Annotated in this window: 11 protein-coding genes; 2 read left to right on the top strand and 9 right to left on the bottom strand. The window is 53.8% G+C overall.

The window, feature by feature from the left end:
• The first annotated feature begins 461 nt into the window (after positions 1–461).
• Positions 462–3,980: a DNA polymerase III subunit alpha gene (locus DYY88_RS23835; protein ID WP_039724909.1), complete on the top strand. Its 3,519-nt coding sequence runs from the start codon at positions 462–464 to the stop codon at positions 3,978–3,980.
• A 78-nt stretch (positions 3,981–4,058) separates the two neighbouring features.
• Here the strand turns inward: DYY88_RS23835 and DYY88_RS23830 are convergent, their stop codons facing one another.
• Positions 4,059–5,570: a diguanylate cyclase domain-containing protein gene (locus DYY88_RS23830; protein ID WP_052288171.1), complete on the bottom strand. Its 1,512-nt coding sequence runs from the start codon at positions 5,568–5,570 to the stop codon at positions 4,059–4,061.
• Between the two features lie 492 nt (positions 5,571–6,062).
• Between DYY88_RS23830 and DYY88_RS23825 the strand changes: the two genes are divergently transcribed.
• Complete coding sequence (locus DYY88_RS23825) at positions 6,063–6,539, top strand: DUF4079 domain-containing protein (RefSeq protein WP_039724908.1); 477 nt, start codon at positions 6,063–6,065, stop codon at positions 6,537–6,539.
• 85 nt (positions 6,540–6,624) lie between these two features.
• On the opposite strand, the gene DYY88_RS23820 is transcribed toward DYY88_RS23825, so the two are convergent.
• The 8 genes from DYY88_RS23820 to DYY88_RS23785 all read right to left on the bottom strand — a co-directional run bounded on the left by DYY88_RS23820 (position 6,625) and on the right by DYY88_RS23785 (position 14,746).
• On the bottom strand, positions 6,625–7,962 hold the full coding sequence (locus DYY88_RS23820; RefSeq protein ID WP_039724907.1) for a leucine-rich repeat-containing protein kinase family protein: 1,338 nt from the start codon (positions 7,960–7,962) through the stop codon (positions 6,625–6,627).
• Between the two features lie 71 nt (positions 7,963–8,033).
• On the bottom strand, positions 8,034–8,486 hold the full coding sequence (gene dtd / locus DYY88_RS23815; protein WP_039724906.1) for a D-aminoacyl-tRNA deacylase: 453 nt from the start codon (positions 8,484–8,486) through the stop codon (positions 8,034–8,036).
• Between the two features lie 206 nt (positions 8,487–8,692).
• Positions 8,693–9,979: a lipid-A-disaccharide synthase-related protein gene (locus tag DYY88_RS23810; protein WP_063776147.1), complete on the bottom strand. Its 1,287-nt coding sequence runs from the start codon at positions 9,977–9,979 to the stop codon at positions 8,693–8,695.
• Positions 9,980–10,320: 341 nt separating this feature from the next.
• Positions 10,321–11,967 (bottom strand): RluA family pseudouridine synthase, encoded by a 1,647-nt coding sequence (locus DYY88_RS23805; RefSeq protein WP_039724905.1) that lies wholly within the window; start codon positions 11,965–11,967, stop codon positions 10,321–10,323.
• A gap of 4 nt (positions 11,968–11,971) precedes the next feature.
• On the bottom strand, positions 11,972–12,442 hold the full coding sequence (queF, locus tag DYY88_RS23800) for a preQ(1) synthase (RefSeq protein WP_201278896.1): 471 nt from the start codon (positions 12,440–12,442) through the stop codon (positions 11,972–11,974).
• 120 nt (positions 12,443–12,562) lie between these two features.
• Positions 12,563–13,000, bottom strand: a complete 438-nt coding sequence (locus DYY88_RS23795) for a DUF4168 domain-containing protein (protein WP_201278895.1) — start codon at positions 12,998–13,000, stop codon at positions 12,563–12,565.
• Between the two features lie 81 nt (positions 13,001–13,081).
• On the bottom strand, positions 13,082–13,960 hold the full coding sequence (locus tag DYY88_RS23790) for a M23 family metallopeptidase (protein ID WP_039724902.1): 879 nt from the start codon (positions 13,958–13,960) through the stop codon (positions 13,082–13,084).
• A 585-nt stretch (positions 13,961–14,545) separates the two neighbouring features.
• Positions 14,546–14,746, bottom strand: a complete 201-nt coding sequence (locus DYY88_RS23785) for a hypothetical protein (protein ID WP_039724901.1) — start codon at positions 14,744–14,746, stop codon at positions 14,546–14,548.
• Between the last annotated feature and the right edge of the window lie 578 nt (positions 14,747–15,324).

The raw sequence follows: 15,324 nt of genomic DNA, 5'->3' as shown, positions 1-15,324 counted from the left end.
ACTTCAGGTCTCGACACAATCTCGTGCCGGTTCCCTTCAGCGCTTTACCAATATAACTAAGCCCCATAAACCTGTCAACTGGTTTTGAAAGATTTTTTTGGTGGGCTGGATAGCCCGATTCACAAGGGGATTGGGGGATTTTTCCACTCAGGACAGTGGGCTTTTCTGGTGTTTACTTGGTCAAGCAGAAGAAAATTTCTAAGTCTGTCTTCTGGCCTTGGTACCAGTCCATACAAATGCTCGGGCTGGGATAGCGTGACTGAAGCTTTCTGTTTCTGATGCTATAGAAGGAATTTGGCAGGTAGCACCATATTTGGTGGCTTCTTCAAGACAAGATCTAAAATCAGTCTAGATATAGAGCGAGTCATGGGCTACTCTATGGGCAGCTTGAGCCTGCGTGAGACCAGTATGGCAAGGTCAGGTTCTTTAAGCGTAGATTCATACTAGGTAAGGGTTGGCTTATGTCGTTTGTAGGTCTGCATATTCACAGTGACTACAGTCTGTTAGACGGGGCGAGTCAATTGCCGCACCTTGTTGAGTATGCGAAGTCACTGGACATGCCCGCGATCGCCCTCACTGATCATGGTGTGATGTACGGCGCGATCGAACTCATCAAAGTCTGTAAGAAGGCTGGCATCAAGCCCATCATCGGCAACGAGATGTACCTGATTAACGGGGACATTGATAAGCAGCAGCGACGTCCCCGATACCATCAGGTGATTTTGGCGAAAAATACCCAGGGGTATAAGAACCTGGTCAAGCTGACGACGCTTTCCCATTTAGAAGGAATGCAAGGGCGAGGGATCTTTTCGCGTCCTTGCATTAATAAGGATTTATTGGAGAAGTATAAGGAAGGGCTGATTGTCACTAGTGCTTGCCTGGGTGGTGAGGTGCCGCAAGCCATTTTGCAGAAGCGACCTGAGATCGCCCGACGAGTTGCTAAGTGGTACAAGGAAGTTTTTGGCGACGACTACTATCTAGAGATTCAGGACCATGGGTCGCCAGAAGACCGCATCGTGAATGTAGAAGTGGTCAAGATTGCTCGCGAGCTGGATATCAAAATCATCTGTACGAACGACTCGCACTTTATTTCTTGTCTGGATGTGGAAGCCCATGATGCGCTGCTGTGTATCCAGACTGGCAAGTTAGTAACGGAAGATAAGCGTCTGCGATACAGCGGTACGGAATATCTGAAATCTGCCGATGAAATGCGGATGTTGTTCCGCGACCATCTGCCCGACGACATAATTGAAGAGGCGATTCAGACCACGCTCGAGGTAGCGGATAAAGTTGAGGAATATGAAGGGATTCTTGGTCAACCCCGCATTCCAGACTTCCCGATTCCGGAAGAATTTGACGGACCAGAAGAATATATGGCTCACGTAGCGCGGGAAGGGCTCGTGCAGCGGATGAAGGTAAATAGTCTCAGCGAGATTTCGGAGGAGTACCAGGAACGTCTGGAATACGAGATCGAAATGATGATCCAGATGGGCTTCCCCACCTATTTTTTGGTGGTGTGGGACTATATCCGATTTGCGCGAGAAAACAATATCCCAGTAGGGCCAGGGCGGGGGTCGGCGGCGGGGTCACTGGTGGCCTATGCCATGGGGATTACGAATATTGATCCGGTGCATCACGGGCTGCTGTTTGAGCGGTTTCTGAATCCTGAGCGGAAGTCGATGCCGGATATTGACACGGACTTCTGCATCGAACGGCGGGACGAAGTGATTGATTATGTGACGGAGAAATACGGTAAGGAGCGGGTGGCGCAGATCATCACCTTTAACCGGATGACTTCCAAGGCGGTGCTGAAGGATGTGGCTAGGGTGCTAAACATTCCCTATGCAGAGTCCGATCGCATGGCGAAGCTCATCCCTGTGTCTCGCGGCAAGCCGACCAAGCTCAAGGTGATGGTATCGGACGAAACGCCTGCACCTGAATTTAAAGAACGCTACGACAAAGATCCCCAGGTGCAGCGCTGGATTGACATGGCCATGCGTATCGAAGGGATGAACAAAACTTTTGGCGTTCATGCTGCTGGAGTCGTCATCTCCAAGGACCCGTTGGATGAGATTGTGCCGCTACAGCGGAATAACGACGGTCAGGTGATTACGCAGTATTACATGGAAGATGTGGAAGCCCTGGGTCTTCTGAAGATGGACTTTTTGGGGTTGCGTAACCTGACGATGATTCACCGCGCGGTGGAGTTAGTCGAAGCGGGCAAGGGCGAAATCCTCGATATGGACGACTTGCCGATGGATGATCCGGCAACTTTCAAACTCTTGGAAAAGGGCGATTTGGGGGGCGTCTTCCAACTGGAGTCTTCGGGGATGCGGCAGATTGTGCGAGATCTGAAGCCGTCGGGTTTAGAAGACATTTCATCAGTACTGGCGCTGTATCGACCGGGACCGTTGGATGCGGGGCTGATTCCCAAGTTTATTAACCGAAAGCATGGGCGCGAGAAGATTGATTTCGCCGACAAAATCTTAGAGCCCATTCTCAGTGAGACCTACGGCATCATGGTCTATCAAGAGCAGATCATGAAAATTGCCCAGGATATGGCGGGCTACTCTCTCGGTCAAGCAGATTTGCTACGGCGGGCGATGGGTAAGAAGAAAGTCGCGGAGATGGAGAAGCATAAAGGGCAATTCATCGAGGGGTCGGTGGCGAAGGGTGTGCCCAAGAAGGTGGTCGAAGAATTGTGGGATCAGATGGTGAAGTTTGCCGAGTACTGCTTCAACAAATCCCACTCCACAGCGTATGGATTTGTGACGTTTCAGACGGCGTATTTGAAGGCGAACTATCCCGTCGAATATATGGCGGCGCTGCTGACCTCGAACAGTGGCGACCAGGATAAGGTGCAGATGCACATTGCGAACTGCATCAGCATGGGCATTGAGGTGCTGCCGCCGAATATTAATGAATCGCGGGTGGATTTTACGCCGAAGGGACAACAGATTTTGTTTGGGCTCTCGGCGATTCGTAATCTGGGGCAGGGGGCGATTGAGTGCATTTTGGAAAGTCGCGATGAAGATGGGCCATTCACGTCTTTGGCGGAGCTGTGCGATCGCGTGGATATGCGAGCGGTAAACCGACGGGCATTGGAAGCCCTGATTCTCAGTGGCGCGTTTGACCCGATTGACCCGAATCGCAATCAGCTCATGCACGACTTGGAATTGGTGCTGGAGTGGGCCCAAAGCCGGGCCAAGGATCGAGAGATCGGTCAGGGCAACTTGTTAGACATGCTGGGCGGTGGCGCTGATACCTCGGGTGGGGTAGCGCCGATGGGCGGCTTTGAAAGTGCGCCCAAAGCTCCCCCGGTGGCAGACTTTGACCCCCAAGACAAGCTCAAGCAGGAAAAGGAACTGCTAGGTTTCTATATCTCCGACCATCCGCTGAAGTCGGTGCAAAAGTCGGCCCGCATTTTGGCTCCGGTGAACTTGGGTGAACTGGAAGGGCTACCGGAGAATATGACGCTGAGCGCGATCGCGATGTTGGCGAACGTGAAGCCGATCATCACGAAAAAGGGCGATCGCATGGCAATTGTATTGCTAGAAGATCTGTCCGGCAGTGTGGAAGGAGTGGTCTTCCCACGCTCTTATGAACGGATTGGCCAGTACATTCAGCCGGATGCGCGACTGATGGTGTGGGGCAAGTGCGATCGCCGCGACGACCAAATCCAGTTCATCGTGGATGATGCCGAACCGATTGAAGACGTGAAGATGGTGATGGTGGATCTGGATCCCAATATTGCAGCTGATATTGAGCAGCAGCATCGGTTACGCAATGTGATTCGGAGTAGTCAGGGGGATGACCCGAAGTATGCGCGGGTGCCCGTGATTGCAGTGATTGGCAAAGCAGACGAGCGACAGGTGGTGCGATTGGGCGCTCAGTTTCGGGTCAAGGATGCCGAAGCGGCGATCGCGGCCCTTGCTCGGGCCGACTTTAAGGCCCGTAGCAGCCCACTGATTAGTGCTTAAGGAACGATGAAAAATGATATTGCGGTTGAAGCAGTGACCATGTAAATGGGGAGCGGCGCTGCCCGCGTTGGCAAACCGCTAAGGGGTAGGCAGCGCAATGCGGTTACGCCCCTGGGCTTTGGCCTGATATAACGCGCGATCAGCCAAATTGAGCAAATCGGTGGGAGCGATCGCCAATCGTGGCGTCATTGAGGCCAAGCCAAAACTTAGCGTCAAATAACCATAGTGAGATTCTTGGTGTTGAATGGCGAGGGCTTGCAGACGGCGGCGCAGTAAACCAAGCAGCTCGACGGCGGCATCTTCTTCCGTATCCGGCAGCAGAATGACGAACTCTTCTCCGCCATAGCGGGCGACTAAATCTTGCGATCGCCTGAAAACTGACTGAATGGTGCTGGCCACTCGTTTGAGGCAGGTATCTCCGGCGGGATGACCATAGCAGTCGTTGTACTGTTTGAAAAAATCAATGTCGGCCAAAATCAGCGTCAACGTGCTGCCCCGGGTCTGTTGCTCTTGCCAGCACTCTTCTAAATAGTGATCAAATCGACGACGATTGGCCACCCCCGTCAGGCCATCCATCGTTGCGAGGGTTTGCCAGTGTTCATACAGTTCGGCCTGATAGACCGCAATACCAAACTGCATGGCGATTTTAGACAACAGTTGAATTTCAGTCTCGCTCCAACAGCGCGGGCTGCGGCAGTGATGGGCAATCAACAACCCCCACAACCGGCCCTCTTGCAGCACGGGCACCACCAGATTGGCTCGCACGCCAAAGCCCCGCAACAGCTCAAGATGGCAAGCATCAATCTCAGCAGTGTAGATATCTGCGATCGCCCGCACGCGGCCTTGTTCGTAGAGAGAAATGTAGCCATCACGGAAGCAGGACTCTTCGATGTGAGTGTAGAGAATGGGCATCACCCCTGGCGAGACAGACTCAACGGCCACAGTACCGCTCCAATCTGGTTTAAAGCGATAAAGCACGACCCGATCAGTGCGCAAAAACAACCGCACTTGGGCCACCGTGGTGTCTAAAATTTCATCTAACTCCGTACACTCATAGATGCGCTGAGAAATCGTGTCAATCAGCCGTTCTTGTGATAATTCTTGCTGAGTTAACTGGCGCTGTCGCCGCAGGATTTTGATCTTTTGTTGCAGGGCACGATTAATTCTTTTCAGTTCCTGAGTCTCGGCGTGAATCGCCGCATCAACCGCTTGATTGCTCTGTCGCATCACCTCAGAGATGATTTGGGATTCTTGCAGTTTTTTCAAACACCAGCACACAATTAACTGGCCCTGCGATGTCGCAATACAATCGGCATTAACCTGCACGCGAACGGGTTGCGTAGCGGTTTGAAATGACATCTCCCAAGCAGGGATCTGCGCAGCCGTTGCCATATAAGCTAATCGCTGCTGAAGTCGCGATCGCTCTGCCGCTACTACAAATTGCGACAAATGCTGCCCGCATAATGCCTCTAAAGAACCACCTAGCAAGTTTTGAGCCGCCTCATTGGCCTCTTCAACGCGACCGTCCGCAGTCGTTATCAGGCAGGCTTCGGAGCACAGCTCAAACAGTTTTTTATACTGATCGCTCATCTAGATCAATTCGCTTCTTAAAAGCTGAGAGTGTCAACTTAATTGTCACGTTCAGCCATCAACTGTGAATCACAAGGCATTTCATGGAAAAAATTGTTGCGAAAGTTGCGTAGGCAATATTTGCCTTATTTGACCTATTCAAACGAGGAAACTCGACAACTTTCACCACAGGCAATATTTCCAAGAATCACGTTGCGCCACTGATGCAAACAAAGTGTTCAGATCAACGAAGAAAAGCGCGACCGTTCAATCAATTTACTTGGTCGTAAAGCATTCCTCACCGAATGTGAAGAAACGCTTTACATACCTTGGATGAACGGATGGTGCTGTGGATCCGGAAAGTCACGAGTCGAGATTGAGGGCAGGGCCACGCCCGATCTCGCCCCATCAGGGACAATCTGCATCATGCTGTCGAATGGTGAGGTAGCTCTCAGTGAGCCAGCAATCTATAATTTTTGTGTACGAGAGCAGCTGTTAGGAAGGGTAAGCAATATGGACATTGGCCCATTGGAACCGTTTAAGCCTTATTTAGACTTTTTTCACCCCCTCTTTATGTGGGTTTTGTTGGCCCTGAGTGTTTATGCCATGTACCTCGGGTTTAAAATTCGTCAAACCCGTAAGGCAGAAGGCGATGCCAAAAAAGAATTAATCAAGGGCAAATTTAATATTCGTCACCATCAGTGGGGCTCGGCATTGCTGGCTCTGATGGTGTTGGGCTGCATCGGCGGCATGGGGGCGACCTACGTCAGCAATGGCAAGTTATTTGTCGGCCCGCATTTGCTGGTGGGGCTGGGGATGACCGGCATGATCGCCACTTCGGCCTCGTTGGTGCCCTTTATGCAAAAGGGAAATGACGCAGCAAGATCCGCTCACATTGCCTTGAACGTGATTTTGGTCGGCTTATTTGGCTGGCAAGCACTTACGGGCATGCAGATTGTGCAGCGCCTGCTCGAAAAATTTGGTAGCTAGTTTCGCTAACCGAAATTTTCGGCCCTATCGTTTCGTTTCATTCCCCTAACAGCCCGGCAAGCGCGATCGCGTTTGCCGGGTTCGTTTATGGCTCAATTACCAAGCTGTCCAAGGTCTCAAGCAGATGCCGCCAGGTTGGGCGATCGCTAGGCTGATGAGACAAACAGGCTTGCTGCAAATGTTTCAGAGTTTGCCAGCGATCGCCCTGGGCGGCAAGATCGGGCGGGGGGCAACGGTCTAGCAGGTCTTCTAACAGACAGCCAAATGCCCTAACTTCAATGCGAGCCAACGCCGAACTGAGGTGCAGATCGGTGGGGTCAAAAAATCCCGCCGCCCCAAAATCGCTCAAAAAACTGTCTCCACTCGTGCGCGACAAAATGTTGTGCGCGTAGAGATCACCATGAAGAATGCCGCAATCATGCAAATGAGCCACGGCAGCGGCAATACCACTAACGATTCGGAGGCTCACCGCTAAGGGAAACTGAGTCTCTGGTGCATACGTGTCACGGGTACAACTGGCCAAGCTCGGTGGACCGCCTAAGGTTTTGTAGTCAGCCTCAATAAACGGAAAAACCAGTCCCGCTTTTTGCTCTGGATGGTTCACCACCTGCCCCAAGACACTCACCAAATGAGGGTGACTCCCAGCGGCCATACAGGCTTGCATTTCATCAAGGGGGGAGCCATCGCTCGTGAGATCGCCTTTGAATACCTTGACGGCAACAGTCTGAGAGGTGCCCTGGCGTTGCCAAACCGCTCGATAAATAACGCCAGAGGCACCCTGCCCTAACTCTTCTGCCAGGGTAAGATCGCCCCACTCAATCGGCTCTAAATCCTGAGACTGCTTTGACGCGGTGCCCCACTCAGCACAAAAGGGATTGCCCGCATAAGCCAACCAGGCGAGGCGAGGCAAGGACAACAGCCAGTTGGGCAAGACCGATAACTGATTGGCCGCCAGCCGAATCAATTCTAAGTTGTGGCAGGTGGCTAACTCTTCGGGCAGCGCTTGCAGGTGGTTACCTGCCAACATCAGTTTTTGTAGTTTAGACAGTTGGCCCAGCGAGGCAGGCAAGGTCGTGAGTTGGTTATTTGTGAGAATTAGCCACCGGGTCTGAAGCGGCAGGGCCGTTTCGCTCAAAGTCTTGAGCTGATTGGCCTTGAAGCTAATCATGGAAAGTTGAGGACATTGAGCCAGCACTTCAGGCACCGCCTCAAACTGATTATTGTTGAGAAACAGTACCTTGAGCTGATGCAGCCGGGGCAAGTCGTCAGGCAGTGCAGATAGACGATTGTTAGACAGGTCCAAAATCTCTAGACCATCGGCCAAGCCAAAAATCTCTGGCGGAAACTGGGTGAGCTGATCGGACAAGCTGAGACGTTTGACGCCCTGCATTTCGCCGCTTTGTAATTCTTCCAATGTGGCCATGATGGTGCAGTTGCCTTAAAGGTGGGTATCTCGGGTCGAAGCCGCGACTGAACGGCGCAATTTAACGCAATCTAAACGGTGGCTTCTCGCTCAAGCAGGAGGGTAAACGGGCCATCATTAACGATATCGACTTGCATCGTCGCGCCAAATCGCCCCATTTCAACCACTAAACCACTTTGAGCCAGCATCTCGACGAACTGTTCATAGAGCATTTCGGCTTGGTCGGGCGGGGCGGCCTGGGCAAAGGAGGGGCGGCGACCTTTTTTGCAGTCGCCATACAGGGTGAACTGGCTAATGACGAGGATTTCGCCCTGAATGTCTTGGATCGATAAGTCGGGGCGATCGCTCTCCGGGGCCGAAAAGATCCTGAGTTCCAAACATTTGCGGGCCATCCAGGCGAGTTCTGTCAGGGTGTCGGTGGGGGCAATGCCGACAAGCAAGTTCAGCCCGCGTTCGATTTGCCCCACAATTTCACCGGCAACCGAAACACTAGAGGACTGCACTCGCTGAACGACAACACGCATGATACTGACTCTCAGAAAAGGGAGGAATGGCGACAGCCCATCACTTTGCTGTAGCCAGCATAAACGCAGATGCGGCAGCTCACTAGCGATCGCGCCATCCCCACATCTGCCCAAGAAATCAGGGTTTTATGAAACGCCAGTCTTGTCCGGCAGAATTTTGCCTACCCTTGAACAGCCGAGACGGCTGTCCACACTTAGTTAAAGACTCATACCTCAGCAGACTCTGGGCCGGTGGGTGCAACCGTGGCCTCAGTGGATGGCTCTGGCAGTTGCAGTAGTTGCTCAGCCAGCCTTTGCGCGATCGCGGCGGCGGCTCCCGGTGGCCCCATGCGGCGTTGACCATTGTGGCGAATCGTGTCGAGGCGATCGCGATCAGCCAAAACGTCAGCCAGGGCGCTGCCGATATCTGCCGCACAGGGCACCAAAATCACGGACGGCCCGAGTAAGCGGGTTTGTAGCTGGGCAAAAGTGGGATTGAATTGGGGGCCAGCCCCCGGAGTGATGAAGGCAGGTTTGCCCAAGCCGACAAACTGTTCAGTGGCGGTACCGGCCATGGCGATCGCGGCATCCGCCGCCTGCAAACAGTCGGCATAGGCGGTTTGGGTCAAAATGACTCGACCGTTCGCTTGGGTGAATTGGGTCTCGGGATGCTGGGGATCGGGTTGCCAGTGAGCGGCGGCTAACGCTGAGCGCAATGGGGTTAAATCGAGAGCAGGCGCGATCGCCCCCAAAAACTGGATGGCACGGGGAGCAAACTGCCGCAATACGCTATCCATCGCTGTGACGATAATTTGCCAGTTGTCATAGGCCTCGGGCGATCGCGACCCTGGCAGCAAGGCCACCGTCAAGCTTTCCGGGTTCTCCGGTTGCAGCGCTACTAGTTGGGGAGTGGCAGCCAGGCCATCCATCATCGGATTCCCGGCAAAGACTTGGGGCACCCCGAGTTGTTGCAACTCTACCCGAGTCAACTCATCGCGGACGATCGCCGCCCGACAGCGATCGCGACTCATCAGCCAGCGCTCCCACGGCAAATACATCGAACCCGCCCACCCGGCATACCAGGGCAAGTCCGCCAGTGGCCCTTGCTCATCTCGCAGATAATAAGCCGACTTGGCCGTGCCGATGACGGCGTAGGGCAACCCGCTCCACCAGGCAAAGGCCGCAGGAATCACGTCCCCCACCGCCAGCACAGTTCCCTCCTCCCTGGCCCACTGTTTCAACGCTTTGAGCTGCCTCAAGGTGAGCTGCACCAACCCCCCTTTTAGGTCGCGCGCCAGTTGGCGACTATCCATATATATGAAGCCGCCAGAGGGCAACGTTTTAGTGGCGGCAATGAGGGGGATTTGCTGCTTTTGAAATGACGTCCCCTCGCCGACCAGAGGGAGGGCGGCAAGGTCCACGGTTGGATGGCGCGATCGCAACTCAGAAAGGATGCGAAGCGCGATCGCATCTTCCCCATGACCATTACTAATGCACAGCAGCCGACCAACCATACTCACAGACGCTGAATAACTTGACTCTAAGCAGCATAGACCGAGACTGGGCAAGTCGTGCCCGCAAAATAATGCGCGGTTGCTCTACAAAAAACAGTCCGTCAGGGTCCCGGTCCCTCGGTCCAGACTTCAAATTTTTGGGTATTCCACCAGGGACCGGGCCCCTCAGTCCCAGTGATATCCCCCCTTTTCATCGTTTGGAGTGGTGCGTCCCAGGCACCCGGTCCCTGTTGGATAACTCGGTACCCTGAGATCGCAACTAAGGGACCGGGTGCCTCTGCCGTAGAGACAGACGATTTTTCATTTTTTGGAGTGGTGCGCGAGCTTGAGGAACCGTTGCCCTAAAACGGCACTGGAGAAGTCAATGCCACCCGCTCAGCCGTAACGGGATGCTGAAACTGCAGCGCTTTGGCATGGAGATGCAGACGATCAGTCTGGTCTGGGGCACCGTAGAGCGTGTCGCCCAAGATAGGCGCGTTGAGTCCCTGGGGGTGGGCCGCGTGAACTCGCAGCTGATGGGTGCGGCCCGTGTGGGGAATGAAATGGAGTCGGGGGCGATCGCCCGCAGCTAACACCTGATAGTCAGTCAGACTCGGTTTTCCCAGCTGGAAATGCACGCTCGTCTTGGGACGATCTTGGGGATTACGCCACAGGGGCAGATCAATTTGCCCTTGGGGCAGCGCCACAGGGGCGCTCAGAATCGCTTCATACGCTTTTTGCACCTGACGATGAGCAAATTGCTGGTGCAGATGTCGATGGGCGGCCTCAGTTTTGGCGAGCACCAAGATGCCCGAAGTGCCTTTATCAAGGCGATGCACGGCGGCCAAATAGTTGATATCCGATCGCTGGCAGCGGAGCCGACTCATCACACTGTCTTGCAATGCCTGGGTCCGCCCGGGAACGGAGAGCAAACCACTGGGTTTATCAATCACCAGCAGCGATGCATCTTCGAACAAAATTGGCAGCGGCTCATCGGGCACCGACGGCGGGGTGGCGATCGGCGCTAGCCCAGAGAGCAAAAAGCCCATGATGGGTTGACAGCGCTCAGCACAAGCGCCGTAAAACTGACCGGGATGCTTATCGCCTGCCGCTGGCCCCCACCAAAATTCGGCCAGGGCCAGCGGCTTCAGGCCGTGGGTCGCAGCGTAGTGCAACAGTTTCGGAGCGGCGCAGTCACCCGTGCCGGTCGGCAGCCCGGTCGGCCAGAGCGCTTCGAGGGCAGTTGTTTCACCAGCAAAATTAGTGAGGGAATAGGCGGCGTGCATTTGGGTTTGGAGTTGCCGCGAAAGCCCTTTGCGCTGGTGCTTTAACTCGCGAATTTGAGCATCCGCTTGGGCGATCGCACTCCGTAAGGGCGCTAAGACCGCATCGCGTTGGCGTTTCAGTCGCCGCTTTTCACCACCGTCGCGTTGGCTTTGGCGCACCAGTTCCGCTTCGGTCTGGGCCAACTCATCCCCGATCAAGGTCTGGGCATACTGCTCACGGCGGCGATCACGGTCTCGCTTTTGCTGGCGATGCTGTTGGGCTAAAGCCTGCAACTGGGCGACAAAGGCTTGGGACTGGGCCGCCAACTTAGCGCGTTCGGGCAGTTGCTGCAGGGCGATAATCGCTTGCTTCAGCTGCTCTAGCTGCCGCAGCGTTTGCAGTTCCAACAGAGAGACTTGATCGCGTCCCGGAATGGGCGGTACCCAACCTGCCACCGTAGCTCGCCCCTGCAATAAACCCGAAAAAGCTTTGAGCACACCACGTTCACCAGCAGGCGTAGCCACCAGCAACACCCCGATCATTTTGCCTTCAGAGAGTTCACCGATCGCGGCAGGCAAAGTGGACATCAGGCCCCGAGCAATCGCTTCGGCTTCCGCCGTCCGGGGCAATTGCAATCGTTGTCGAGTCTGGGGACAGCGTCCCTCATACCAGTAATCGGGAGGACTCGGCGACAGCGGGCGATCGCCCGCCACAAAGTCCGTCACTGGATGCAGCAGCCCCATCTGTCTACAGTAGGTTGGGCGTATAGGGTGTGAAGAGTGAACCATCCCCCTTGGCGACGGTAATCACCGTTTTGACGCCACCGCGACGAGTGAAGTCACCAATGACCCGCAGACCCACGGGGGCGAGTTCTTGCCAGAGACGATCAGCGATCGCATTCGTCACCATTTCATGGCTGATGCGCTGGTCACGAAAGGAGTTGATGTAGAGCTTAAAAGCTTTGAGTTCGACGACCCAATCCCCAGGCTGATAATCCACCACAATGGTACCAAAGTCGGGATACCCAGAGCGGGGGCACAGTGCCGTAAATTCAGGATGCTCTAAGTGGATGGTGTAGGCATTGTCGGTTTGATTCGCCCATTTTTCCAACGGCTCAAAGGCGGCTTGGGCAATGGCGCGATCGCCATACTGCTGATCAGGCATCGACTGAGCAGTGGAAGAGGGTTTCGGGTCAGCGGGTCGCCAGGTAGTCGTCATAGGTATCGCAGACAGAATTTAGGTAGATGTCAATCTCGGTTAGTTAGGGAGCAGTGGTTAATCGCCGTGTTCGCGAATGGGCCATTAAGTTAACGGCTGCGCACAGTTTGAACCCAACACCTAAGTCGCACTTTCTTCTAATTGAGCCAGAACGCGATCGCGAAACTCGGGATCGGTATTCGCTAGCCCCAATAGTTGAAAGTAGTCCTGTCGCGTTAACCCCGCCGCTTGAATCAGCGTAAACGCCTCAGACTCGACTGCTCGCTGCAGTTGCATTGACTCCGCTTCCGTTTCGGCCCGCTGGAGATCGGCGGTGCGATCGTCAATCAACTCGGCCACGCTGAGATAAGCTGACACGAACTGATCCACCTTTTCCGAAGGAATATCCGTGGCATTCAGTTCCGTCACGGGCTCGATCACAGCTGGCGTGGAAGCCTCGGCCTCGTTATCGGCCCAAGCGATCGCACTGGGCCAGCCCAAACTCCCCATCAGCACAACCACTCCAGCAAGAGCCCACAACATTTGCCGCCATTGCGCAGGCAGTTTCAATTTCGTCACGTCTGTTCTCCTGTTCGCGGCTATTAACAGTATGGCGAACCTCAGCGTCAATGCCACTCCTGTATGCAGGATATGGGAGCACTACTGATCTTGCTGCGCCCACAAATCATTCAAATCCAAGTAGTAGCGAGGGTTGACGGGTTGACCATTGCGATGCACCTCATAATGCAGGTGTGGCCCCGAAGATCGCCCGGTCGATCCCAGTGCCCCAATCAGTGTTCCTCGTTTGACGCGATCGCCAGCTTGCACCTCTAGCGCAGACAGGTGAGCATACAAAGTTTCGTAGTTGTAGCCATGGTCAATCACGACATGGTTGCCATAGCCGCCCGAGTACTGGGCCTTAACCACGATCCCATCCGCCGTTGCGTAAATTGGCGTCCCCGTTGGCCCGCGAAAATCGATGCCATTGTGCATCTCGTAGCGTGAGCCCCCAAACGGATTTCGCCGCAGGCCAAATTCGGAAGTAATTTCCAAGGCTCCATCAATCGGCTTCGCGCTCGGAAAAGCCGCCGCCTGAGCCGCTTCCTCAGCTAGCGTGTCTTCGAGGGCTGGCCGCACCTGAGCTTTTAGCTTGGTATCAATCTGCGGCATGCGCGATTTTGCCAGCGCAAACAAGTCACCAGCATCCGCGACTTGCCCCACCCCACCCCGAGGAATGTCCACCGAGGAGCGATCGCCAGAACTCGCTTCAGGAACTCCGGCCCGCTCGCGCAAATCCTCAACTTCGGAGTCCAGGGTTTCTAACTCAATCAAGACCTCATTGGCGGTCTCGGTCAGGTTTTCGTTTTCCTCCGCCAGCTGTTCGTTGTGCCCTAACAGCTGCGAGACCCAAACCACAGGCACCGCCGCTAATAGCACCCCCATCAAGATAAGTGGTAGCGGTCGCAGGGTAATTGCCACCGGCGTCTCACCAGTTCGGGTAATCAAAATGGTGTAAGGCCTGGGTAGTCGAAATCGCATACGCTTTTCAGGGAACAAAGACAAATCTTAAGATTTACAACAGATTTAACTACAGGATTATACGGGGATCATCGCCATCAGGCAATTTTTGCGATCGCTGATCGGCACCGATGAACGCTCAGGCCATCCGGCAGGGCAGCCAGGGAAGGGCGATCGCGCTTGTTTCGATCACTAGATAAACAAGGGCATTTCCAAGGCTAATGCGTCCCTTAAAGATCAAGATCGGGGGGAAGGCAGAAGCCCCAGCTCCATCAGCCTTGGTTTTAAGTCCGTCAGCCCCCAGCGTTCACCCAGGCAAGGCAACCCCAGAGAAGCTTGCCAGGTAAATCTGCACTCCTGCGGCGGAGAGTATGAAGAGAGATTCCAGTATGGGCGGGACGGATTGTCAGCTGCTGTGTGGCGAGGGCGATCGCCTTTCTTGTCGGCCTCAGTCTCGTTATCTACGGGCTGAAACCGCCTCTCAAACTATCGCCGGGGTAACTGGCTAAGCCCCGTGTCGTGTAGCCAGATCAAAAATGGGGCAACTGCTGTCGCCCCATTTCGGAAAAATCTTCTAGTTTTTATCGCAATATTGCTACAGCAAAATCACTTGAGCAAACGTGTAATCCGAACATCAAATTCGGCTGCTTTGGGATGAATGCCCGTTGCCTTGGTGATAGCAGCTTCGTCAGCGCCCTGCACCGAAAGGGCGTCAACTTCGTAACGTTCCGTATAAATTTTGGGCGCAGCAGTCGGGGCGCCAGTGTATTCCTTAATATCAACAAAGGCTTCGTAAGTATGGCTCATGGCTCGGCCCTCCTGGGATTTGAGCAGTTTTCCGATACCCTTTCAGTATAAAAAAATTGCTCTTTTGAGCCCGTGGGAATCAATCGTTCTTGAAAACCCTTAATGTTTGCTTGCTCTAGTTATACAAATTGCATGGAAAAGTAGCGGTTTGTGTCTTGATTGAAAATCACCAAGTTTTAGTACACCTCCATAATCGTGATCGAAATAGAGCGATCGCCCAAGTTCCAGCTAATTCTTTGCAGGATATCAATAATCTACTGCGATCTCCGAACATCATTAATCCACACCAAAATCTGGCCCTAGCGATTGGTTAGACATCAAAACATTGCCGCGATCGCACATTCATTGGCAAGCCAATTTTGCCATTTCTCAAATAGCAATCAAACTATTTGAGGGTTAGCTTTAGCGACTAAATGGCTCATTTTTTAGCCGCCATCCGCATCATTCCAGCAGGCTAAGCCCTAAGCGTCAATAGTTAAGCAATCAATAGAAAGCCTCATACAGCATTTCTCACTCTAGTGAGGTGCAGTAGCAGCAATTTGTAAACCAGTTTTTAATGTCTGTCAAAGAAACTTCCT

The organism is Leptolyngbya iicbica LK (assembly GCF_004212215.1).
GTDB lineage: Bacteria > Cyanobacteriota > Cyanobacteriia > Phormidesmidales > Phormidesmidaceae > Halomicronema > Halomicronema iicbica.
This window is presented reverse-complemented; position numbering and strand designations above follow the sequence as displayed.

Bases quoted from the DNA above. Each gene is read 5' to 3' on its own strand.
- DYY88_RS23790 (WP_039724902.1), bottom strand. From the start codon at position 13,960: ATGCGATTTCGACTACCCAGGCCTTACACCATTTTGATTACCCGAACT.
- DYY88_RS23785 (WP_039724901.1), bottom strand. From the start codon at position 14,746: ATGAGCCATACTTACGAAGCCTTTGTTGATATTAAGGAATACACTGGC.
- DYY88_RS23830 (WP_052288171.1), bottom strand. From the start codon at position 5,570: ATGAGCGATCAGTATAAAAAACTGTTTGAGCTGTGCTCCGAAGCCTGC.
- dtd (WP_039724906.1), bottom strand. From the start codon at position 8,486: ATGCGTGTTGTCGTTCAGCGAGTGCAGTCCTCTAGTGTTTCGGTTGCC.
- queF (WP_201278896.1), bottom strand. From the start codon at position 12,442: ATGACGACTACCTGGCGACCCGCTGACCCGAAACCCTCTTCCACTGCT.
- DYY88_RS23835 (WP_039724909.1), top strand. From the start codon at position 462: ATGTCGTTTGTAGGTCTGCATATTCACAGTGACTACAGTCTGTTAGAC.
- DYY88_RS23805 (WP_039724905.1), bottom strand. From the start codon at position 11,967: ATGGGGCTGCTGCATCCAGTGACGGACTTTGTGGCGGGCGATCGCCCG.
- DYY88_RS23810 (WP_063776147.1), bottom strand. From the start codon at position 9,979: ATGGTTGGTCGGCTGCTGTGCATTAGTAATGGTCATGGGGAAGATGCG.
- DYY88_RS23820 (WP_039724907.1), bottom strand. From the start codon at position 7,962: ATGGCCACATTGGAAGAATTACAAAGCGGCGAAATGCAGGGCGTCAAA.
- DYY88_RS23825 (WP_039724908.1), top strand. From the start codon at position 6,063: ATGGACATTGGCCCATTGGAACCGTTTAAGCCTTATTTAGACTTTTTT.